We start from the raw sequence: 22,280 nt of genomic DNA, 5'->3' as shown, positions 1-22,280 counted from the left end.
GCCTGCGCGCCCCCGGCGCCGTGCGAGACTTGCCCCCGTGAGTGCCAACGAGACGCCCGCCAGCCACCGGCCGCCGACGGCCCCCTACGACTCCGCCTTCCTCCGGGCGTGCCGGCGCGAACCGGTGCCGCACACCCCCGTGTGGTTCATGCGGCAGGCGGGGCGCTCCCTTCCGGAGTACCGCAAGGTGCGCGAGGGCATCGGCATGCTGGAGTCCTGCACGCGGCCCGAGCTGGTCACCGAGATCACCCTCCAGCCGGTCCGGCGGCACGGCGTGGACGCGGCGATCTACTACAGCGACATCGTCGTCCCCCTGAAGGCCATCGGCGTCGACCTCGACATCAAGCCGGGCGTGGGCCCGGTCGTCGAGCGTCCGTTCCGCACCCGCGAGGACCTGGCCCGGCTGCGCGACCTGACCCCCGAGGACGTCTCCTACGTCACCGAGGCGATCGGCCTGCTCACGAGCGAGCTGGGCGGCACGCCGCTGATCGGCTTCGCCGGGGCTCCCTTCACCCTGGCGAGCTACCTCGTGGAGGGCGGCCCGTCGCGCACGTACGAGAACGCCAAGGCGATGATGTACGGCGACCCCGGGCTGTGGGCCGACCTGCTGGACCGGCTCGCCGCCATCACGGGCGCCTTCCTGAAGGTGCAGATCGAGGCCGGCGCGAGCGCCGTGCAGCTCTTCGACTCCTGGGCCGGGGCCCTGTCCCCCGCCGACTACCGCCGCTCGGTGCTGCCCGCCTCCGCGAAGGTCTTCGAGGCCGTCGCCGGGTACGGCGTCCCGCGCCTCCACTTCGGCGTCGGCACCGGCGAGCTGCTGGGCCTGATGGGCCAGGCGGGCGCGGACGTCGTCGGCGTCGACTGGCGCGTCCCGCTGGACGAGGCCGCCCGCCGGGTCGGCCCGGGCAAGGCGCTCCAGGGCAACCTGGACCCGACCGTCCTGTTCGCCTCCCGCGAGGCCGTGGAGGCCAAGACCCGCGAGGTGCTGGAGTCGGCCGCCGGGCTGGAGGGGCACGTCTTCAACCTCGGCCACGGTGTCATGCCGTCCACCGACCCGGACGCGCTGACCCGGCTCGTGGACCACGTCCACACGCACACCGCCCGCTGAGGCGTCCGGCCAGGAGGTGACCCGGGCGGGCGGTCCGCCGGCCGCCCGCCCGGGAGCTGTGCGCGGCCCGGCAGGGCCGGGGCCGCGCCGCGCTACTTCAGACCGCCGTCCAGCGCGGTCAGCAGCTGGCCGTCCGGTGTGTCGCCGGACATCTCCCAGACGAACCCGCCCAGCAGCCCCTCGGACTTGATCCAGGCGGTCTTCTTCCCGATCGACCATGCGTCGTCGAAGGACCACCACTGGCCGTTCGCGCCGGTGTAGCCGAACGTCGACACCGACTGCTCGTCGTGGTGGACCGTCATCGACGGGAAGGCGGTGATCAGGTTGTTGTAGCCGCGGACCCCGGCCTCGGTGTCGAACTGGCCGGGGGCGGCGCCGTTCGCGTCCTGCCACTCACCGGCGGCGCCGCCGTCGCTCACGCCCTGCCAGCCGCGCCCGTAGAACGGGAAGCCCACCACCAGCTTGCGCGGGTTGACCCCCGCGTCGAGGTACGCCCGGATCGCGGTCTCGATGCTGAAGTGGAACGGGTAGGGGTCCTGGGCGTCGGTGTACAGGTTGGAGGCGTCACCGGTGCGCTTCGGCTCCCAGGAGTTGTCGCTGCCCGAGCCGTGGAAGTCGTAGCCCTGCACGTCGGCGTAGTCGAGGGAGTCGAAGATCCGCTTCAGGTCCCAGCCGGCGGAGATCTTCGCCGGGTCGGCCGGGGTGAACGCGGTCAGCAGCCGGTGCTCGCCGCCGAGCGCGTCGAGCTGCTTGCGGAACTCGGCGAGCAGCGCGGTCAGGTTGTCCTTGTCCTGGGCGCCGTAGTGGTTGCCCGGGTGGCCTTCCGAGCCCGGCCACTCCCAGTCGATGTCGAAGCCGTCGAAGATGCCGGCCGCGGTGCCCGGGCCGCCCGCGCCGTTGTAGACGGGCAGGTTGCCCTTGATCCACACGTCGATGCAGGACTTGACGAACTTCTCCCGGGAGGCCTGCGTGGCGGCGGCGTCCGAGAAGAACTTCGAGTACGTCCAGCCGCCGATCGAGGCGACGACCTTCAGCTTCGGGTACTTGGCCTTGAGCTTCTTCAACTGGTTGAGGTTGCCGCGCAGTTTGCCCCAGCCGTCGTCGGCGACCCCGTCGACCGACTGGCCGGCGGACATGGGCCGCGCGTAGTCGGCGTCCGCGTCGCCGGCGTCGGTGCCCTGGTCGGGGTCCTCGGGGTCGGTGGAGGTGCCCTTGGTCACGCCCGCCTTGCAGGTGAGGTCCTTCGAGTCCAGGTTCTCGAAGGCGTAGTTGACGACGTCCAGCTTGGCGGCGGCGCCGGAGGTGTCCAGGTTCTTCACGAAGTACTGGCGTCCGTAGATGCCCCACTGCACGAAGTAGCCCACCTTGAGCTGCTTGCCCTGCCCGGCCACGTCGTCGGTGGTGACGGTCACCGCGTCGGAGGCGGACGACGGGTTGTCGGCGGTGTCGCGGGCCCTGACGGTGAAGGTGTAGGCGGTGGCCGGGGAGAGCCCGTCCACCGTGGCCGAGGTGGTGTCCGCGCCGACCGACTTGACCGCCGTGGAGCCGCGGTAGACGTCGTAGGCGGCCACGCCCACGTTGTCGGTGGACCTGTCCCAGGCCAGGCTGACGCTGGAGGAGGTCTTGCCGGTGGCGCGCAGGCCGCCCGGCGCGGTCGGCGGCGTCGGGTCGGTCGACGGATCGACCGTCCTGACGGTCAGCGGCGCGCTGGCCGGTCCGGTGTTGCCGCGGGTGTCCTTGGCCCGCACGGTGAACGTGTAGCCCGTCGCGGGCGTCAGGCCGGTGACCGTCGCCGAGGTGCCGGTCGCGGTCGCGACGGTGGCCGTGCCGCTGAGCACCTCGTAGGAGGCCACGGTGTGGTCGCCGGGCTGGGCGGCGGCCCAGCTCAGGGCCACCGAGTGCGCGGTGACGGCGGTCGCCTTCGGCGTTCCGGGGGCGGTCGGCGGGACGTCGGGGGTGCCGTCGCACTTGTCGCCGTTGACCGTGCAGCCCGTGGGCGCGGCAGCCGTGCCGGTCGCCGTGAACCAGTAGCTGTACGGCTCGGTGCTGCCGCCGGCCGGGACGTTCGCGTTGTAGAAGGCGTTCTTCACGGTCACATGGCGCCCGGAGACGGTCGCGTCACCGTTGTAGTTCCCGGTCAGGGACACCCCGGCCGGGAGGTCGAACTCCAGGGTCCAGCCGCTGACGGCCGCCGTACCGCTGTTGCGGACGACGTACGTCCCCTTCCACCAGGAGCCGTTGTCCTGGGTGCTGAAGGCCGCCGTCAGGGTGCCGGCCGCGTGGGCGGGCGCGGCGAGGACGGTGAGCGCCGCGACCGGCAGCAGCAGCGCGGTCCCCAGGGCGGCGATCCGCCGCCGGAGCCGGGCGGCGCCGCGGTCGCCGGGTGCGTGCGGTGCCGCCGCGCCGGGCAGCGCCCGTCCGCCGGGCCGTGGTCCTGTTCCGGGAAGTGGTCTGCGCCTGTGGAACATGGCTCTCCCTGTGATGGTGGGGTGGTACAGGGGTGAGGTGAACCGTGCGCGTGCGCATGCGTGTGCCCGGACGAAGGCAGGCCGGTGCGCGGGGCGGGCCGGGGCACGGCCGTGCCGCTTCGGGCAGGCGCCCACAACGTAGAAGGTCTGGACCAATGAGTCAACAGGTCCGGTCGGGCGTCCCGGGGCCCGCGGGCGCCCGGGCGGGCCTCACCAGCCCGTGCGGGCCCGCCGGCCGAACAGCAGACCCCGCGGCTCCGGCGGGGGCGGGGTGCCCGGGCGCAGCGGCAGCGCGATCAGCAGGCCCACGACGAAGCCGACCACATGGGCCGTGTACGCCACCGTGCCCGCGCCGGAGACGCCCTCCCCGGCGGAGTAGAAAGCCTGGAGCACGAACCAGAACCCGAGCACGATCCAGGCCGGCAGGCGCAGCGGCAGGAAGATCAGGAACGGTACGAGGACCCAGACCCGGGCCCTCGGATACAGCACCAGATAGGCGCCGAGGACCCCGGCGATCGCCCCCGACGCGCCGATCAGCGGCTGGCCCGAGTCCGCGTCCAGCAACGAGAAGCCGTACCCGGCCGCGTAGCCGCAGACGACGTAGAACAGGGTGAAGCGCAGGTGCCCCATCCGGTCCTCGACGTTGTTGCCGAAGATGAACAGGAACAGCATGTTCCCCAGCAGGTGCAGCCAGCTGCCGTGCAGGAACATCGCGGTGAGCACCGACAGCACGGGGGACTTGGCGTACGCCGGCGGCCCCAGCACACAGCCCGGTCCCTGCGCCCCCACGCCCACCGCGCCCGTCGGCACCAGGGACGGCATGCGGTGGTGGATCAGCTCGCGCGGGACGAGCGCCCAGTGCTCCGTGAAGGCCTGCCCGTGGCACAGCTGGGCCAGGGTGCTGCTCCCGGTCAGGGAGCCGGAGATGCCGGGCGTGGCCAGGAACACGACGACGTTCGCGACGATCAGGGCGTACGTCACCCAGGGGGTGCGCCGCACCGGGTTCACGTCATGGACGGGGATCACCACACAGGAGTAGTGCCCGGGATGCGCGGGGCGAACCGGTGTCCCCCCGCGCGGGGGACGCGCCCCGCGTCCCCCGCCCGGCCCGCCGCAGACGCTACCCCCGCGTGGCGTCGACCCGGGCCGCCGCCTTGCGGGCCGCCACCAGGACCGGGTCCCACACCGGTGAGAACGGCGGCGCGTAGCCCAGGTCGAGGGCGGTCATCTGCTCCACCGTCAGCCCCGCCGTGAGCGCGACCGCCGCGATGTCCACGCGTTTGGCCGCGCCCTCCCGGCCGACGATCTGGACACCCAGGAGCCGGCCGGTGCGGTGCTCGGCGAGCATCTTCACCGTCATGGGCGAGGCGCCCGGGTAGTAGCCCGCCCGGCTCGTCGACTCGACGGTGACCGCCTCGAAGCGGAGCCCGGCCCGCCGGGCGTCCCGCTCCCGCAGCCCGGTCCGCGCGATCTCCAGGTCGCACACCTTGCTCACCGCCGTGCCGACCACGCCGGGGAAGGTCGCGTAACCGCCGCCGGCGTTGGTGCCGATGACCTGGCCCTGCTTGTTGGCGTGGGTGCCCAGCGGGACGTGGCGCTGCTGGCCGGACACCAGGTCGAGGACCTCGACGCAGTCGCCGCCCGCCCAGATGTTCTCGTGACCGCGCACCCGCATCGCGCGGTCCGTGAGCAGGCCGCCGTGCGCCCCGAGCGGGAGCCCGGCCGCGTGCGCGAGGGACGTCTCGGGGCGCACACCGATGCCCAGCACGACCACGTCCGCCGGGTACTCGGCGTCGCCGGCGGCCACGGCCCGCACCCGGCCCCGCGGCCCGGTCAGCACCCGGGTCACCTCGGTGCCGCCGGCCATGGTGATCCCCAGGCCCGTCATGGCCTCGTGCACCAGCCGGCCCATGTCCGGGTCCAGGGTGGACATCGGCTCCTGGCCGCGGTTGACGACCGTCACCTCGTACCCGCGTTTGATCAGGGCCTCGGCCATCTCCACGCCGATGTAGCCGGCGCCGACCACCACGGCCCGGCGGCCACGCGCGCGTGCCATGCCGGCGAGCAGCTCCTCGCCGTCGTCCAGCGTCTGCACGCCGTACACGCCGGGCGCGTCGATGCCGGGCAGCTCCGGGCGCACCGGGCGGGCCCCGGTGGCGATCACGAGCTTGTCGTACGACGTCCAGGATTCCGCCCCGGAATCGACGTCCCGCGCGCGGACGCGGCCCGCGGCCACGTCGATCTCGGTGACCTCGGTGCGCAGCCGCAGGTCGATGTCCCGGGCGCGGTGCTCCTCGGGGCTGCGGGCGATCAGCCGGTCCCGGTCGCTGACGTCGCCGCCCACCCAGTAGGGGATCCCGCAGGCCGAGTACGAGCTGAAGTGGCCGCGTTCGAACGCCACGATCTCCAGCTCGCCGGGCCCGCGCAGCCGGCGCGCCTGGGACGCCGCGGACATTCCCGCGGCGTCCCCGCCGATCACGACCAGCCGTTCCCGCCCGCCCCGTGCCCGGCGCTCTCCGTCCGTGTCCGTGCCGGTGCCGCCGCTGGTGCTGTTGCTCATGGTCATGCGGACACGCTACGGCCGGCCGGGACCGGAGCCGGGACCGCCCGGTCCCGCGGCCGGACTCCCGGGGCGGCCCGCCTCAGCGGGAGCCGCCGCCGGGCGCCTCACCGGAGCTTCCGGTTCCTGTTCCTGTTGTGGTGCCGGTTCCGGTGCCGGTGTCTGGTGCGGTGCCGCTACCTGTTCGGGTTCCGGTTCCGGCCGCGGGCCCGACCGGTCCGAGCGGTCCCAGCGCGGTCATCGCCGCCGCGCCGGGGGCGGCGCGGCGCGGGAGCCGGGGGCGTACGAGACGCAGCCACGCCACGGTCAGGAGCGCGGCCGCGGCGGCGAACGGCAGGACCGCGCCGAGCGCCAGGGCGATCCAGCGGACCACGGTCACGAACACGTGCCAGCCGCCCGCCAGGGCGTCGAGGAAACCCGGACCGCCGTCGTCGGCGGCCTTCGTCCCCGGCGCGGGCGTCACGGACAGCGACAGCGTGATGGTGGCCAGGCTCGTACGGTCCTTCAGCGACGCCTGCTGGGCGAGCAGCGCCTCCAGGTCGGCCTCGCGGCGGCTCAGTTCGCTCTCCAGGGCGACCACGTCACCGATGCTGCCGGCCTTGTCCATCAGGCCGCGGACCCGGGCCACGCTGGCCCGCTGCGACCTGATGCGGCTGTCGACGTCGACGACCTGGCCGGTGACGTCCTCGGCCTTGGCGGAACGTTCCACGAGCCGGCCGGTGCCCTCCAGGCCGGCGAGGACCTCGTCGTACCTCCCGGAGGGCACGCGCAGCACGACCCGGGTCCGCTCGTGGCCCTCCGCGTCACGGCTGGTGTTCTCGTCGCCGACGTAACCGCCCGCCTCGACGGCCGCCGCGCGGGCGGCGGCGAGAGCCTTCCCCACGTCCTCGACCTCCACGGTCACCGAGGCGGTGCGCACGATGTGACTCGCCATGACCTTCGGCGCCGCGGTGGCCCTCGCGCCGGACGCGGTGCCGCTGCCGCCGTACCCGCTGCCGCCGTTCCCCGTGGCGGGGGCGCCCCGCTGCGCCCCGCTGCCCGCGGCCTTGTCGGACGCGCTGCCGCCGGAGTCCCCGGCGCCGCCGCATCCGGCGAGCGCGAGCGCCGCCGCGAGCAGCAGCCCGGCGAGGGCCGGCGTGGATGGGACCGGACGTCGAACAGAACACCGTGCGCGCATGACGCGTACCCCCTGGGCCGTGTTGACCTCTGACGCCTCTTCGACTCGCGGGGCGCGCGGGGCGTTGCCGGAATCGGGTTCCGATGCGATCACGGTCAGGACTCGCCCGGGACACCGGGTCCCGGCGGGAGTGCCGGGAGGGGGTGTCAGCGGGGTCTGAGAGAGTGGGGGACATGAGCGCAACGGGTACGGGCACGGGGCAGGTCGTCGTCATCGGAGGCGGGATCGCGGGGCTGGCCGCCGCGCACCGGCTGCTGGAGCGCGGCGCGCGGGTGACCGTGCTGGAGGCGGCGGACCGGGTCGGCGGCAAGCTGCTGCCCGGCGAGATCGCGGGCGTCCGGGTCGACCTGGGCGCCGAGTCGATGCTGGCCCGCCGGCCCGAGGCCGTGGACCTGGCGCGCGAGGTCGGCCTCGCGGACCGGCTGGAGCCGCCCGCGACCGCCGGCGCCTCCCTGTGGACGCGCGGGACCCTGCGCCCGATGCCCAAGGGCCATGTGATGGGCGTCCCCGGCACCGCCGCCGCGCTCGCCGGAGTGCTCTCCGCCGAGGGCCTGGCCCGCGTCGAGCGCGACGCCGACCTGCCCCGCACCGAGGTCGGCGACGACGTGGCGGTGGGGGAGTACGTGGCGGCCCGCCTGGGCCGCGAGGTCGTCGACCGCCTGGTCGAACCGCTGCTCGGCGGTGTCTACGCGGGCGACGCGTACCGCATCTCGATGCGCTCGGCGGTCCCCCAGCTCTTCGAGGCCGCGCGGCGGCACACCTCCCTGACCGAGGCGGTCCGCGGGATCCAGGCCGCCGCGGCCGACGCCCAGCGCGGCGGCCGGACGGGACCCGTCTTCATGGGCATCCGGGGCGGCGTCGGCAGCCTGCCCCTCGCGGTCGCCGAGTCGGTACGGGCGCGCGGCGGCGAGATCCGCACCGGCTGTCCGGTGACGGAGCTGCGCAGGCGGCCGCAGGGCGGCTGGCGTGTGGTCGCGGCGGGCCGCGTCCTGCACGCGGACGCGGTGGTCCTCGCCGCGCCCGCGCCCGCCGCCGCCGGGCTGCTGGACGCCGAGGCCCCCGGCGCGGCCGCGGAGCTGCGGGCCGTCGAGTACGCCTCCATGGCCCTGATCACCCTCGCCTACCGCCGCGCCGACGCCGCCCTGCCCGAGGGCAGCGGCTTCCTCGTGCCGCCGGTCGACGGGCGCACCATCAAGGCGTCGACCTTCGCCTCCGGAAAGTGGGGCTGGATCGCCGACGAGGATCCGGACGTGCTGGTGCTGCGCACCTCCGTCGGGCGGTACGGCGAGACGGAGATCCTCCAGCGCGAGGACGCCGAGCTGGTCGGTCTGTCCCGGCACGACCTGCGCGAGGCCACCGGCCTGGACGCCGTGCCGCTGCGGACCCGCGTCACCCGCTGGACCGACGGTCTGCCCCAGTACCCCGTCGGCCACCACGCGCGCGTGGCCCGCGTCCGCGCCCACGTCGCCGCGCTGCCGGGCCTCGCGGTGTGCGGCGCGGTGTACGACGGCGTGGGCATCCCCGCGTGCGTGGCGAGCGCGTACGCCGCGGTGGACCAGCTGGCGGGCGACCTGCGCGCTGTGCAGGAACTCACCGCCCACCCGGTGCAGAGTCTGCACGGCGGAGCGGGAGAATAGCCCCATGAGTGACGACGCCTCCACCACCGACTCCGGCAGGATCCCGAACAAGGGCAAGCTGGCCAAGGACCTCAACGAGGTCATCCGTTACACGCTGTGGTCCGTCTTCAAGCTGAAGGACGTGCTCCCCGAGGACCGCGCGGGCTACGCCGACGAGGTCCAGGAACTGTTCGACCAGCTCGCCGCCAAGGACGTGACGGTCCGCGGCACGTACGACGTCTCGGGCCTGCGCGCGGACGCCGACATCATGATCTGGTGGCACGCCGAGACCAGCGACCAGCTCCAGGAGGCGTACAACCTCTTCCGCCGCACCGAGCTGGGCCGCGCGCTGGAGCCGGTGTGGTCGAACATGGCGCTGCACCGTCCCGCCGAGTTCAACCGCTCGCACATCCCGGCGTTCCTCGCCGACGAGACGCCGCGCAACTACATCAGCGTCTACCCGTTCGTACGCTCCTACGACTGGTACCTGCTGCCCGACGAGGACCGCCGGCGCATGCTCGCCGACCACGGCAAGATGGCCCGCGGCTACCCGGACGTGCGGGCGAACACCGTCGCCTCCTTCTCGCTCGGCGACTACGAGTGGGTCCTCGCCTTCGAGGCCGACGAGCTGTACCGCATCGTCGACCTGATGCGTCACCTGCGCGGCTCGGAGGCCCGCAGGCACGTCCGCGAGGAGGTGCCGTTCTTCACCGGCCGCCGCAAGGACGTGGCGGACCTGGTCGCCGGGCTCGCCTGACGCTTCCGCTCACGTCCGGGCCGACGGCCGGCCGCCCGCGAGGTCCGCGGCCGGCCGTCGTCGCCCGCGCGGGCCGGCCCTCCCGCCTCTCACCACCGGCCGTCCCTGTCTTTCAGGGCCGGTCGCCCTTGCCCTTCAGGGCGTCCCGCAGTTCCCGGCCGCGGGTCTCCTGGAAGGTCGGCCGGCCCGGCCGCGGCTCGGGACGTGCGGCGCAGTCCGCGGTCCGGCCCGGCAGCCGCCCCTGGAGCAGGTAGGCGTCCAGGTACGCGTTGACGCACCGGTTCGGGCCGTAGGCGAGACCGTGCGTGCCCGCGCCCCGCTCCGTCACCAGCGTGGAACCCGCCAGCCGCCGGTGCAGTTCCAGCGCGCCGCCGTACGGCGTGGCCGCGTCCCGCTCGGCGGCCAGGACCAGCGTGGGCGGCAGCACGCCCGGCGTGGTCCGCACGTCCAGGGGCCGCTGCCGGGGCACCGGCCAGTAGGCGCACGGCAGGTTCGCCCACACATTGCCCCACGTCTCGAACGGCGCGGTGCGGGCCAGCCGCGTGTTGTCCCGGTCCCAGACCCGGAAGTCGGTCGGCCAGGGCGCGTCGTTGCACTCCACGGCCGTGTACACCGCGGCACTGTTCTCCGCCTCGACCGCCCCCGCCCGGTACGGCGCGGCCAGCGCGACCAGCGGCTTCTCGTCGCCCCTCAGATAGGCGGCCAGGGCATCGGCGGCCACCGGCCAGAAGCCGTCGTCGTACCCGGCGTTCAGGAACGCGCCCTGCAGCTGCCCGGGGCCCACCGTGCCGCCCGCCGGCCGCGCGGCCAGGCGTGCGCGCGCCTTCTCGTAGGCGGCCCGCACCGCCCGCGCCGTGGGGCCCAGCCCGTACACGTCGTCGTGCCGGGCCACCCACGCCCTGAAGTCCGCCCAGCGGGTCTCGAACGCGGCCGACTGGGCGAGGTTGTCGCCGTACCACACCAGCGACGGGTCGGGGTTCACGGCCGAGTCGAAGACCATCCGGCGCACATGCGCGGGGAACAGCGTCGCGTACAGCGCGCCGAAGTAGGTGCCGTAGGAGGCGCCCATGAACGTCAACCGGTCCTCGCCGAGCGCCGCGCGCAGCACCTCCAGGTCACGGGCGTTGTCGAGCGAGGTGTAGAAGCGCAGACCGGGGCCGGAACGCCGGGCGCACCCGCGGGCGTAGGCCCGCGCCTCGGCGACGCGCTTCCTCTTGTACGCCGCCGAGGGATGCTCAGGGGCCGCGCTCGGCGCCCTGAAGAAGTTCCCGGGGTCCACGCAGGACAGCGGCGCCGAACGGCCCACCCCGCGCGGGGCGTAGCCGACGAGGTCGTAGGCGGCGGCGACCCGCTTCCACTCGGGCAGCAGGGCGACCAGCGGGAAGGACGTGCCGTCGCCGCCCGGTCCGCCCGGGTTGAACACGAGGGCGCCCTGCCGCGGCACCGCGGGCGCACCGGCTGCGGAGCGCGGACCCCCTCCGGCGGCCCGCACCCGGCTGACGGTGAGCCGGATCTGCGTGCCGTCGGGCCGGGCGTAGTCGAGCGGCACGGACACGGTGCCGCACTCCATGGACCCCGGCGTCTCCCGTGCGTCCGGGCACGGGCCGAAGGCGATGCCGGTCAGCCGGGCGCGCGCGGCGGCCACGACGGTGCCGCGCAGCTCGTCCGCCCCGCCGGCCGGCCACGGCCCGCCCCGCGGTGCGCCGCCGGTCTGCGGCACGCCGCCGGAGGGTGCGGCGGCGAGGGCGGTCAGGAGCAAGGACCCGGCGACCGTCCACACGGCGGCTGCTCTCATCGGTGTCGTCCCTTCGGCGCACGGCGGCTTCGCCTTCGCCGCGCTCCGGTGACCAGGCCGCGCCCGGCGGCGGCACAAGGGATGTTTCGTCCGCCCGGGGACGAAGGCAAGCACCGGATGGCGGATGTCGGCACGGATGCGCCCGATGCGCCCCCGGGCCGGCCGCGCGCCCTGCCGGGCCGGGACGGCGCGCGGGCGGGCTTCTGCCGGGCCGGGACGGCCGCGGGCGCGCTCCTGCCGGGCCGGCCTTGGGCACGGTCCTGCCCGGCGGGGCTACTCCCGCCCGGGCTGGTCGCGGTGGGCGAATGCGGCGCGCAGGTCCGGTTCGCCGATCGCGCGGACGCCGCGCACGGCGACGGAGGCGAGGCCGGTGCGTTCGTCGTCCCCGCCGCGTACGCGCCGGGCCAGCGTGCCGAGCAGCCGCTGGCCGGCCGGGGACGCCCAGCGCGAGTACGGGTGGATCTCGACGCGGGCTATCGCCAGACAGCCCAGGGTGAGGGCCAGCGGCAGCGCGAACCAGAGGGCGACCAGACCGCGCGGCATCCCGGTCGGGCCGGGCAGCAGCAGCGCCGCCACCGCCAGCGCGGTCACGGCCAGCGCGGCGGCCCGCACCTGGCGCATTCCGGCCGCGACCGCCGAACCCGTCCCCTCCGGGACGGCCAGGCCGGCGTCGACCAGGCGGTCGGCCAGGCTGCGCACCGGGTCCGCGCAGGCCGCGGCGGACCGCACGGGAGCGATGCGGGACTGCCCTTCGGGGCCGATGGCTCCTATGACGGACCGTTCCATCTCGTCGCGCCCGCGCGGATCGACGACGGTGGCCCAGCCGGTGTGCGCGAGCAGCAGCCGGCGCTGGCGGGCCATGGAGACCAGGGTGACGTCGACGACCCGCGCGGGACCGCCGGACAGGAACGCCGTCTCGTACAGGGTCAGCTCCCGGTCCAGGCCCACGGCCGCGTCGGGGGTGTCGGCGGCCGCCGCCCGCACGGCGGCCAGGCACAGCCGCGTGCACGCCGTCCCGGCGGCCGCCCAGGCCGGCAGGAGGAGAAGGAGCCAGAGCATGACAAATTTCTATGTCAGGGATCCGGGAAACTCCATGCCCTTTTCACATCCCGGACCAGGTGTGGCCTGTATGTGACGTTCCGTTTGTTTTCCGAGGTCAGTGCGTCGCATCGGGCGTCCGGGGGGCCGGACTCGACGGGGGGCAGCGCGCGGGCCGGCGCGCCCGTAGCGGCTCCGACGGTCCGTCAGCCGGGCACGGCCGCCCGCGGCACCGCCCACAGGACGAGGTGCCGGACGGTGCGCACCGGCCGCGTGCGGGGGCGCGGGTCTTTCCGTCTCAGCGCCGCAGCAGCATGCGGCGCGCCGCCCGGGCCGCGCGGACCACCGGCCGGCGGGAGCGCGGCGCGGGCCCCGACCGCTCCAGCCACCACTCCCGCAGGTCCCGGCGGGCGCCCGCATCCTGCGGCTGCCCGGCGAGCAGCAGGGACTCGGCGAACGCCAGCGCGTCCAGGCGGTAGCCCCCGCGCATCGGATACTCCTGCGCGTACGCGAGGAAGGCGGCACGGTATCCGGTGCCGAGGATGACCGGCAGCTCGGGCGCCACCTTGGCCACCACACCGGCCCGCTTCGACGCGAGTGCACGGGCCTGCACCGCGAGCCGCCCCCGGTCGAAGCCCTCCGGGGCGGGCGTCCCGGCGACGAGCGCCGACAGGAGCGCAGTCTGCGCGAGCGCGAGCCGCTGCCGGACCGGCTCCGCGACGGCCGCAGCCGGCTCGCCGCCACGCCCGTCCGCACTCCCGCGCGCGTGCTCACGGCTCCCCTCGGCGTGCTCCTGGCTCCCGTCCGCGCTCCCGCGCGCGGGCTCATGGCTTCCGTCCGGGCCTCCGCTCAAGCGGCCCCGGCTTCCGGCGAGCCCCGTTCCTCCGACGACGGCAGGCCGGCGCGGCGTGGTGCGCGCGCCCCCCGACGCGGCGGCGGTGGCGCGCTCCGCGGCGTCCCCGCGTCCCCGCGCCACCGCCTTCCGGATGGCCTCCAGTTCGCCGCCCAGGGTGTCCGCCTCGGGAAAGTTCTCGTCGCGCTCCAGCAGCACGCCCGGCGGGGACACCCGGGAGGCGAGGTCCGTCAGGATGTCGAGCACCGGTCCGGGGACCGGGTGCGCGTGGCTGTCGTGCCAGACGCCGTCCCGTTCGAACCCGCCCGCGACATGGACGTACGCCAGGGCCTCCAGCGGCAGCTCGGCCAGCGCCCGCGCCGGATCCTCGCCCTGGTTGACGTGGTTGGTGTGCAGGTTGGCCACGTCGATCAGCAGGCGTACGCCCGTACGGTCGGCCAGTTCGTACAGGAACTGCCCCTCGGTCAGTTCCTCACCGGGCCACGCCAGCAGCGCGGCGATGTTCTCCACGGCGAGCGGCACGGGCAGGGCCCGCTGGGCGATGCGGACGTTCTCGCACAGCACGTCCAGGGCCTCGCGCGTACGGGGCACCGGCAGCAGGTGGCCCGCCTCGATACGGTCCGACGCGGTCAGCGGGCCGCCCGCCCGCACGAAGGCGATGTGCTCGGTCACCAGCGGCGAGCCGAGCGCCTCCGCCCGCTCGGCCAGTGCCCGCAGACGTCCCTCGTCGGGCCGTTCGGCGCCGCCGAGACCGAGGGACACCCCGTGCGGCACGACGGTCACCCCGCGCTCGCGCAGCCGCCGCAGCGAGGCGGGCGGATGGCCGGGGCACACGTTCTCGGCCACTACTTCGACCCAGTCGATCCCCGGCATGCCCTCCACGGCGTCCGCGATCTCCGGCCGCCAGCCGATCCCCGTCCCCAGTCGTTCCATGAGTCCTGCGCCCCCCTGGTCCTTTCGCCCCCTGTCACCGGACGCCCGCGCGCGGCGCGGGTGAAGAGGGTATGGCCCCGTCGGGCGGCGGGGAACCGCACCGCGCGCGTCTTCAGAGCAAGAATTGAGGGTTCGCCCGCGTCGCGGCTTCCCGGGCGGGGCCGGTGTCATCCCCAGGTCTGACGTGGCGTCACGTACTGCGACCGGAGTCGCCCGTCGGAACAGGAGCTGCGGCTGACTTCAGGGCCCGCTCGCGCCGGGACGATGGAATGGTTCCGGAGAGAAGCGAGAGGGAGTACCGAAGATGGCGAAGCTGGAGAGCCTGGACCCGATGACGCCGATGTTCGCGCAGTTCAAGGAGAGGACGGGGCCCGTCGTCCTGGCCAACACCTTCTTCGTTCCCGAGGAGAGGGCGGAGGAGTTCCTGTCTCTCTTCCGGAGGCAGGCGGAGTTCATGAAGGCCCAGCCGGGATTCGTCTCGCTGCAGATGCACCGGGGAACGGGCGGGAGCCGGCTCATGATGAACGTGGCGGTGTGGGAGTCGACCGAGGCGCTGGCCAGGGCGTTCGGCAGTCCGGAGTTCCAGCGGGTGGCGGCCGAGTTCCCCGACGACATCGTGTCCTACCCGCACATCTTCGAGCGGATCGACGTGTGACACGGCGGCTGTCGTCCCACGCCTGCCGTCCGGCGTCCCGCGACACCCCCTAGGAGCCCTGCCGCAGTGCCGGGTGGTCGGCGACCACCGTGCACGAACCGGGAGCGATCTCGGTGAAGCCCGCGTCGCGCACCACCGGCAGTCCGCTGTCCGTGAGGCGCTGCCACTGCGCGGGGGCCGCGGTGCGCACGCGGAGCGGGAAACCGGCGTCGCGCCAGGCGGCGCGCTGCTCGTCGGCGAGGTCCCACCAGGCGAGCTGCGCACCGTGACCGGCCTGGGCCATCGCCTTGCCCGCGGACATCTCCAGACCGGGGTTGAACCAGAGCACCGGGACGTCCGGCGCGGGCGGGGCGGGCGGTTCCGGGTCGTCGAGGTCGGTGCCGGAGACCTGGAGCTTCGCCAGGTCCTTGGGCCAGCCGTCCAGCGGGACGGGCGGGAAGACCCGTACCTCCGCACTCGCCCCGGTGACCGTGATGCCCTCCAGCGCCCCGGCCCGCCGCCACTCCGCGCCGCGCGCCCGCCGCACCACCTTGCGGATCCGGGCGTCCTGCCAGTCCCGCACCCGCCCCGCCCACACACCGTCGCCGAGCGAACGCTCGTCGTCCAGCAGCACCAGCACCGCGCGGGCGGCCGTCTCCAGCGCGTCGGTACGGGCGGGCGGGGCGGCCCGCTCGATGCGGACGACCAGCGGCAGCACGAACTGCGGGGCCAGGTCCCGCGCGGTGGGCTCGGTGCGGAAGGGGCTCTCGGCAGCGGAGGTTTCGGCGGAGGTCTCGTACGTCACGCCCCCCAGTGTGCCAACCACGGCGCACACGGGCGGACGGCCCCCGCGCGAGAGGGCCACGGCCGCACGGGACCGGCCGCCGTCCTGAGCCGTGCTCACCGCGCGGAGGTCATCCCGAGCAGGCCGTGCGCTGCGCCTCCTGCCACTCGCAGACGGGGCAGAGGGTGATCCCCTTGTACGACTCCGGGTACTCGGTCGGCTCCCGGCACAGTACGCACTCGGCGTACGGCGGCCCGTCGGCCCGGGGCGGCCGGGTCGCGTCGATCAGGCAGTAACCGCCGTCGCGGCCGTCCTTGTCGCGGCCGTCCCTGTCGTCGTCGTTCCTGGCGTCCTCGCTCATGCGTCCAGCGTAGGGCGCCCTTGCCGGGTCCGGGCCGGCCGGGCAGCCGGGCAGCAGGCCCGCCGGAGGGGCGGGCACGGCCGGTGCGGGGCGGCGCGCAGGGGCGGCCGCCCGGGCCGGGCGCGCTGGTCAGGAGTGGCCCGTCGAGGCGCCGATCATCTCGGACACCTTCACGAAGCGGTACCCCTTCTTGCGCAGCTCCGGCACGACGGCGCGCACCACGCGCTCGGTCGTGGGGGCGGCGCTGCGGGTGCAGTGCATGACCACGACCGAGCCCGGCTTCACGCCGGCCAGGACCTGGCGGGCCACGGCGTCCGCGTCCGTGGCGAACGCGTCCCCGCTCACCACGTCCCACTGGACCGCGGTGACGCCGAGGGGTGCGAGGGTGCGCAGCACCTGGGTGTCGTAGCAGCCGCCGGGGAACCGCAGGTACGGCATCGGATGCGGCACGCCGGCCTTGGCGAAGGCCGTGTACGCGCGTTCCACGTCCGAGCGGACCTGGTCCGGGGAGACGGTCGGCAGGCCGTAGCAGTCACCGGTGAACGCGTAGTGGCTGTAGGAGTGGTTGGCGAGTTCGAACCCGGGGTCCGTGCCGATGGAGCGCGCCTCGTCCGGGTACGTCTCCGCCCACTTGCCCGTCATGAACACCGTGGCCGGCACCTTGAGGGCCCGGAGCGTGGCGATGAGCTGCGGGTTGTCGAAGTGCTCGCCCGACGCAGCGCGGCGGCCCTCGTCGGCGGTCATGTCGGCGTCGAAGGTGAACGCGACCGTCCTGCCCTGGTCGCGCGGGCCGTTGGTGAACACGGGGGTCAGCCCGCCGGGCCCGGGAGTGAGCCTGGGCGGCTTGGACGGTGCGGTCGCGGACGGCGTGGCGGGGGTGGAGGGGGAGGTGGGGGAGACGGGGTGAGCGGCGTGGGTGGCCCGCGTGGTGCCGCACGCGGCGAGCGAGGCCAGGGCGACGCTCAGGGCACAGGTCGCGGCGAGACCGGTAATACGTCGTACAAGTGGGATCACCTGACGAACGTAGGGCGGTCTGTGATCATATGAGCGGCGGCGGGGCCGTGCGGTCACCCGGCCGGACGCCACCCGCGGGGCGCAGCCCCGTGCTCACCGTTCGCGGCGTTCCAGCGGCTGGGTCGCCGGGCCCTGGAGCACGTTGCCCTCGGTGTCGAAACGCGAGCCGTGGCACGGGCACTCCCAGGCGTGCTCGGCGGAGTCGAAGGCGACCAGGCAGCCGAGGTGCGTGCACCGGGCGGAGAGCGTGTGCAGGTCGCCCCCGTCGTCCCGGTACACGGCCAGGTGGTCGAGACCGCTGCGGACCACCGCGCCCTCGCCCGGCGCGATGGCGTCCACCGGCGGCGTGGAGCGCAGCCGGTCGCCCACGAAGTGCCGCGCGACCTCGGCCTGGTTCTTCAGGAACGTCGGGGCCTCCCGTACGGCCGTCCGCAGCCGGCGGGGGTCGTACAGCTCCTGCCACGGGCAGTCCCGTCCGGTGATCAGCGCGGTGAGCAGCTGCCCCGCCATGATGCCGCCGCTCAGGCCCCAGCCGCCGAAGCCGGTCGCCACGTAGGTGTTGCGGGCGGCCTGGTGCAGCGGGCCGACCATCGCCACGGTGTCGGTGGGGTCGATGTCCTGGGTGGCCCAGGAGTGCCGCAGCTCCGCCCCCGGGAAGTGCTCGCCCGCCCACTCCGTCAGCCGGTCGAAGCGGGCCGGGGTGTCGCCGGTGCCGGGCGTGAAGTGCTCCCCGGTCACCACCAGCAGCCGCCGGCCGCTCTCCCCGTTGCCGTCCTCGTCGGTGGTGCTCCCCTCGGCCTCGTATGCGCGGTACGGCGCGGTCCGTACCGAACGGGTGTTCTCCTCCGGGGTGATGTACATGCCGTCGGGGTCCTCGGCGGCGTCGACTGGCCCGGCCACGACCAGTTCCCGGCGGGGGGAGAGCCGGGCGAACAGCAGCGCCCGGTCGAAGATCGGGTAGTGCGTGGCGACCACGACGTGCCGGGCCCGGACGGTGGCGCCCGTCGCGGTCGTCACCCGGCACGGCTCGCCCTCGGTCAGGCCCCGCACGACGGTGTTCTCGAACACCTGCCCGCCGCGCGCCACCAGGTCGGCCGTCAGGGCCAGCAGGTACTTGCGCGGATGGAACTGCGCCTGCCCGGCCACCCGCACCGCGCCCGCCACCGGGAACGGCAGCCCGGTCTCCGTCACGAACGACGCCGGCAGCCCCGCGTCCCGGGCCGCCTCCGCCTCGGCACGCACCTCCTCCACCCGGCCCGGATCGCGTACGTAGGTGTAGGCGCTGCGGGTCTCCCACTCGCACTCGATGCCCAGTTCGTCCACCAGTTCCCAGGCGTGCTCCAGTGCCTCGCACTGCGAACGGGCGTACAGACGGGCCGCCTGCGCGTCGCGGGTGCGGCGCAGCTTGTCGTAGACGAGGGTGTGCAGCGCCGTCAGCTTGGCGGTGGTGTGCCCGGTCACGCCCGCCGCGACCCGCCGCGCCTCCAGCACCGCCACGCCCAGCCCCGCCCGCGTCAGCTCGTAGGCCGTGCTCAGCCCGGCCATGCCCGCGCCGATCACGACGACGTCGACGTCCAGGTCCTCGGTCAGCGCGGGGCGCTCGGGCCCCGGTGCCGTCTCGACCCAGTACGAACCGGTGACGCGGCGCCGTCCGTGCCGCCGCTCCTGCCGCTCCCGGCCCTGCTGATGTTCGCTCATGGCCGCCGGGTACCCCGTCGCGGGCGGCCTGATCTCAGGTGAGGGGGGCGCGCGGGACACCGGCGGACCGGTCAGGGTTCGGCCCCGGACGCGGAGACGGCGTCCGCGGCGGCCCGGACCGGCGTCACGGAAGCGGCGTCGGGTGTCACCGAAGCGGTGCCGGGTGTCGCGGAAGCCGCGTCGAGCGGGGCACCGGGCAGGTCCGGGACCGGTGCCGTGCCGTTGCCGAGGGGCTTCGGCGGCCCGGCCGGTGGGGGCGGAGCGGGCGCGGGTGCCTGCCCGGGTGTCTGCTGCTGGGCCGCCCTCTCCAGGAAGCGCAGCAGTTCGACGGGGAAGGGCAGGACGAGGGTCGAGTTCTTCTCCGTGGCCACCGCCGTCACCGTCTGCAGGAGCCGCAGTTGCAGCGCCGCGGGCGTGTCGGCCATCTGCTGGGCGGCCTCGGCGAGCTTCTTCGACGCCTGGAGTTCCGCGTCGGCGTTGATGATCCTCGCCCGCCGCTCCCGGTCGGCCTCCGCCTGCCGGGCCATGGAGCGCTTCATCGTGTCCGGCAGGGAGACGTCCTTGATCTCCACCCGGTCGATCTGCACGCCCCACCCGATGGCCGGGCTGTCGATCATCAGCTCCAGGCCCTGGTTGAGCTTCTCGCGGTTGGACAGCAGGTCGTCCAGATCGCTCTTGCCGATGATCGAGCGCAGAGAGGTCTGCGCCATCTGCGACACCGCGAACCGGTAGTCCTCGACCTGGATGACGGCGTTGGCCGGGTCGACCACCTTGAAGTAGACGACGGCGTCCACGCGCACGGTCACGTTGTCGCGGGTGATGCCCTCCTGGGCCGGGATCGGCAGCGTGACGATCTGCATGTTCACCTTGTAGAGCCGGTCCACGAAGGGAACGATCATGGTGAAGCCGGGCGGGCGCGGACCTCCGGCGAACCGCCCGAGCCGCAGCACCACCCCGCGTTCGTACTGCTTGACGACCCGCGCCGCCGCCGCGAGGTACACGAGACCGGCGCAGCCCGCGGCGATTACGGCGGTCAGTACGTCCTGAAACATGATGACGACTCCTCGACCAGTCGTCCGAACGCCCGTGAGAGGCCTTGTTCAACGATATGCCCGCCCCGAGAACACGGTCGAGTCCTCGCCGGGAGACGGCCGTCCGGCCGCCCCCCGGCAGCCGGAGGCCGGGCAGCGGGCGCGGGGCGGCCGGACGGCATACCGGCGGGCGGCCCGGCCCGCCCGGCGGCGGGGGCGGGCGGACCGCGTCGCCGTCCGCCCCGGCGTCGGCCAGCCGCCGTCGCCCCGGGGCACCGCGCCGGGCCGCCCGCCCCGCCGTCCGTCACCGCGCCGGCGGCCCTGCCGTCAGGGCGCCGGCGTCAGCAGTCTCACCGGCTCCGTCTCCGCCGTGCTGTGGCGTTCGGCCCAGGTCTCCAGGGCCGTGCGGCAGGCGTGGTCGAGGTGGTGCAGGCCGGCGAGGTGCAGTTCGACCGGGCGGTCCCGGGGGAGGGACTCCAGGCTGTCGAGGATCCTCGGCAGCCGCAGGAACGTCGCGTTGCCCGTCAGGTACGCCTGGACCGGGCCCGCGCCCTTGTCGACGACGTCCAGCTTCACGTGGGAGGCCTCCCAGGCGGTCTTGGCGACCGACAGGGCCAGACCGATCAGCACGCCCTCGAACATGTTCAGCGCGACGATGGACCCGGCCGTCGCCACCAGGACCAGCACCTCGCCCCGGTGCGTGCGCCACAGCGAGGCCACCTGGCGGAAGGGGATCAGCTTCCAGCCCGCGTGCACGAGGATGCCGGCGAGCGCGGGCAGCGGTATGAGCGCCAGCGCGGACGGCAGCAGCGCCGCGAACAGCAGCAGCCACACCCCGTGCAGCACCCGGGACGCCTTGGTGCGCGCACCGGCCCGCACGTTGGCCGAACTGCGGACGATCACGGCGGTCATCGGCAGCGCGCCGAGCAGCCCGCACACGCAGTTGCCCGCGCCCTGGGCCATCAGTTCCTTGTCGTAGCGGGTGCGTGGTCCGTCGTGCAGCCGGTCCACGGCCGCCGCGCTGAACAGGCTCTCCGCCGAGGCGATGAGCGTGAAGGCGAGGACGGTGCCGTAGATCGCGGGGCCGGCCAGTTCGCCGAAGGCCCCGGCACCGGGCGGCTGGACCGCGTCGAACAGGCCCTGGACCCGGACGGTGGCGACGGGCAGGCCGAACGCGAGGGAGACGAGCGTGGCCAGGACCACCGCGACCAGGGCGCCCGGGACGGCGCGCACGCCCGCCCACAGCGGCCGTGCCGCCCCGCCGGGTCGGGTGCGGTCCGGCAGGCGCGTCCACAGCACCAGCACGGCGACGGTGCCCGCGCCGAGCGCGAGGGAGGCCGCCGCCCCGGGACTGCCCAGGGCGCCGGCGAGCGCGCCCGGCAGCCCGGTGATCTTGTCGAGGCCGGCGGCCGGGGCCTTCAGCCCGGCCGCCGTGTAGAGCTGACCGGCGATGAGCACGAGCCCGATGCCGGCCAGCATCCCCTCGACCACGGAGACCGAGATGGCCCGGAACCAGCGCCCGAGCCGCAGCGCGCCCATGGCGAGCTGGAGCAGCCCAGCGCACAGCACGATCACGCCCAGCACGGGCAGCCCGAACTCGCGGACGGCCTCGAACACGAGCACGGTCAGTCCGGCGGCCGGCCCGGACACCTGCAGGCTGCTGCCCGGCAGGAACCCGGTTACCAGACCGCCCACGATGCCCGTGACGAGGCCGAGTTCGGCCGGTACGCCGGAGGCGACGGCCACGCCGACGCACAGCGGCAGCGCGACGAGGAAGACGACGAGCGAGGCGGTGAAGTCCTGCCGGAGGAAGGGGAACCTGGATATCGCGGTCTTCACGGCGGCGCTCACAGGGCCGTGAAGGTGTCGGTCCGGGGCCGGTGCGCGAGGACGGCACCGGTGTGCACCTCGTAGTACCAGGCGTGCAGGGACACGGTCCCGTCGGCCAGCCCGCGCGCGACGCACGGGTACGAGCGCAGCCGCAGCAGCTGCGTGAGGACATGGCTCTGGACGCCCTCGGCGACGCACGGGTCCTCGGCCGGTCCCGTCGGCGGGGGTGTGGCTCCCGCCAGCCAGTCGCGCACCGCGGGGACGGCGTCGAGGTCGTCGCCGCGGACCAGGGCGCCGACGGCGCCGCAGTGCGAGTGGCCGCAGACCACGATGTCCCGCACGCCGAGCACCTGCACGGCGTACTCGACGGTGGCGGCCTCGGCGGTGGGACGGGCCGGGTCGTACGGCGGCACGATGTTGCCCGCGGTGCGCAGCTCGAAGAGCTGGCCGGGGCGGGCGCCGGTGATCAGGGCCGGGACGACCCGTGAGTCGGAGCAGGTGATGAACAGGACCTGGGGGGACTGGCCCGCGGCGAGTTCGGCGAACTCCTCGGGGCGCTGTCCGAACGTACGGGCGTTGTCGATGAGGGGCTGCATGTGCGGTGACTCCTCCTGGCGCGCCGT

At 74.7% G+C, this 22,280-nt stretch carries 18 protein-coding genes; 4 read left to right on the top strand and 14 right to left on the bottom strand.

Features of this window, described 5'->3' with window-relative positions; translation table 11 throughout:
- Positions 1–37: 37 nt before the first annotated feature.
- The gene (hemE, locus tag AC6I72_RS06995) at positions 38–1,108 is read left to right on the top strand and encodes a uroporphyrinogen decarboxylase (RefSeq protein ID WP_497999996.1); all 1,071 of its coding nucleotides are present in this window, start codon (positions 38–40) and stop codon (positions 1,106–1,108) included.
- 92 nt (positions 1,109–1,200) lie between these two features.
- Here the strand turns inward: hemE and AC6I72_RS06990 are convergent, their stop codons facing one another.
- The 4 genes from AC6I72_RS06990 to AC6I72_RS06975 form a co-directional block, all read right to left on the bottom strand.
- Positions 1,201–3,576, bottom strand: a complete 2,376-nt coding sequence (locus AC6I72_RS06990) for a glycosyl hydrolase family 18 protein (protein WP_497999995.1) — start codon at positions 3,574–3,576, stop codon at positions 1,201–1,203.
- Between the two features lie 210 nt (positions 3,577–3,786).
- On the bottom strand, positions 3,787–4,605 hold the full coding sequence (locus AC6I72_RS06985) for a rhomboid family intramembrane serine protease (protein WP_497999994.1): 819 nt from the start codon (positions 4,603–4,605) through the stop codon (positions 3,787–3,789).
- A 91-nt stretch (positions 4,606–4,696) separates the two neighbouring features.
- Entirely contained in the window at positions 4,697–6,136 is a 1,440-nt protein-coding gene (locus tag AC6I72_RS06980; protein ID WP_498004615.1) for an FAD-dependent oxidoreductase, read from the bottom strand.
- 82 nt (positions 6,137–6,218) lie between these two features.
- Positions 6,219–7,313 carry a DUF4349 domain-containing protein gene (locus AC6I72_RS06975; RefSeq protein ID WP_497999993.1) on the bottom strand — a complete coding sequence of 365 codons (1,095 nt, stop codon included), beginning with the start codon at positions 7,311–7,313 and terminating at the stop codon, positions 6,219–6,221.
- Positions 7,314–7,486: 173 nt separating this feature from the next.
- Between AC6I72_RS06975 and hemG the strand changes: the two genes are divergently transcribed.
- Positions 7,487–8,950: a protoporphyrinogen oxidase gene (gene hemG / locus AC6I72_RS06970; protein ID WP_497999992.1), complete on the top strand. Its 1,464-nt coding sequence runs from the start codon at positions 7,487–7,489 to the stop codon at positions 8,948–8,950.
- Positions 8,951–8,954: 4 nt separating this feature from the next.
- Positions 8,955–9,686 (top strand): hydrogen peroxide-dependent heme synthase, encoded by a 732-nt coding sequence (gene hemQ, locus AC6I72_RS06965; RefSeq protein ID WP_037858528.1) that lies wholly within the window; start codon positions 8,955–8,957, stop codon positions 9,684–9,686.
- A gap of 112 nt (positions 9,687–9,798) precedes the next feature.
- Here hemQ and AC6I72_RS06960 read toward each other — a convergent pair whose 3' ends face one another.
- From AC6I72_RS06960 to AC6I72_RS06950, 3 genes are all read right to left on the bottom strand, one after another.
- Positions 9,799–11,481 carry an alpha/beta hydrolase gene (locus AC6I72_RS06960; RefSeq protein WP_497999991.1) on the bottom strand — a complete coding sequence of 561 codons (1,683 nt, stop codon included), beginning with the start codon at positions 11,479–11,481 and terminating at the stop codon, positions 9,799–9,801.
- Positions 11,482–11,754: 273 nt separating this feature from the next.
- Positions 11,755–12,540, bottom strand: a complete 786-nt coding sequence (locus AC6I72_RS06955) for a TIGR04222 domain-containing membrane protein (protein ID WP_497999990.1) — start codon at positions 12,538–12,540, stop codon at positions 11,755–11,757.
- 277 nt (positions 12,541–12,817) lie between these two features.
- Positions 12,818–14,305 (bottom strand): MbnB/TglH/ChrH family RiPP precursor modification enzyme, encoded by a 1,488-nt coding sequence (locus tag AC6I72_RS06950; RefSeq protein WP_497999989.1) that lies wholly within the window; start codon positions 14,303–14,305, stop codon positions 12,818–12,820.
- Positions 14,306–14,609: 304 nt separating this feature from the next.
- On the opposite strand from AC6I72_RS06950, the gene AC6I72_RS06945 reads away from it, so the two are divergent.
- Positions 14,610–14,960: an antibiotic biosynthesis monooxygenase family protein gene (locus tag AC6I72_RS06945; protein ID WP_497999988.1), complete on the top strand. Its 351-nt coding sequence runs from the start codon at positions 14,610–14,612 to the stop codon at positions 14,958–14,960.
- 49 nt (positions 14,961–15,009) lie between these two features.
- On the opposite strand, the gene AC6I72_RS06940 is transcribed toward AC6I72_RS06945, so the two are convergent.
- From AC6I72_RS06940 to AC6I72_RS06910, 7 genes are all read right to left on the bottom strand, one after another.
- A complete protein-coding gene (locus AC6I72_RS06940; protein ID WP_498004614.1) occupies positions 15,010–15,753 on the bottom strand; it encodes an aminoacyl-tRNA hydrolase in 744 nt (247 codons plus the stop codon).
- A 100-nt stretch (positions 15,754–15,853) separates the two neighbouring features.
- Complete coding sequence (locus tag AC6I72_RS06935) at positions 15,854–16,084, bottom strand: hypothetical protein (RefSeq protein ID WP_497999987.1); 231 nt, start codon at positions 16,082–16,084, stop codon at positions 15,854–15,856.
- Positions 16,085–16,213: 129 nt separating this feature from the next.
- Positions 16,214–17,098, bottom strand: coding sequence for a polysaccharide deacetylase family protein (locus AC6I72_RS06930; protein WP_497999986.1), 885 nt, complete (start codon positions 17,096–17,098; stop codon positions 16,214–16,216).
- Between the two features lie 93 nt (positions 17,099–17,191).
- Positions 17,192–18,796 carry an FAD-dependent oxidoreductase gene (locus AC6I72_RS06925; protein ID WP_497999985.1) on the bottom strand — a complete coding sequence of 535 codons (1,605 nt, stop codon included), beginning with the start codon at positions 18,794–18,796 and terminating at the stop codon, positions 17,192–17,194.
- Between the two features lie 71 nt (positions 18,797–18,867).
- Positions 18,868–19,848, bottom strand: a complete 981-nt coding sequence (locus AC6I72_RS06920) for a slipin family protein (protein ID WP_497999984.1) — start codon at positions 19,846–19,848, stop codon at positions 18,868–18,870.
- A 306-nt stretch (positions 19,849–20,154) separates the two neighbouring features.
- Positions 20,155–21,666: a SulP family inorganic anion transporter gene (locus AC6I72_RS06915; RefSeq protein ID WP_497999983.1), complete on the bottom strand. Its 1,512-nt coding sequence runs from the start codon at positions 21,664–21,666 to the stop codon at positions 20,155–20,157.
- A gap of 8 nt (positions 21,667–21,674) precedes the next feature.
- The gene (locus tag AC6I72_RS06910) at positions 21,675–22,253 is read right to left on the bottom strand and encodes a carbonic anhydrase (RefSeq protein ID WP_497999982.1); all 579 of its coding nucleotides are present in this window, start codon (positions 22,251–22,253) and stop codon (positions 21,675–21,677) included.
- Positions 22,254–22,280: the final 27 nt, after the last annotated feature.

The sequence above is a fragment of the Streptomyces sp. Xyl84 genome (genome assembly GCF_059731885.1).
Note: the sequence above shows the minus strand (reverse complement) of the source record. Positions and strands in the feature narration are given on the sequence as shown.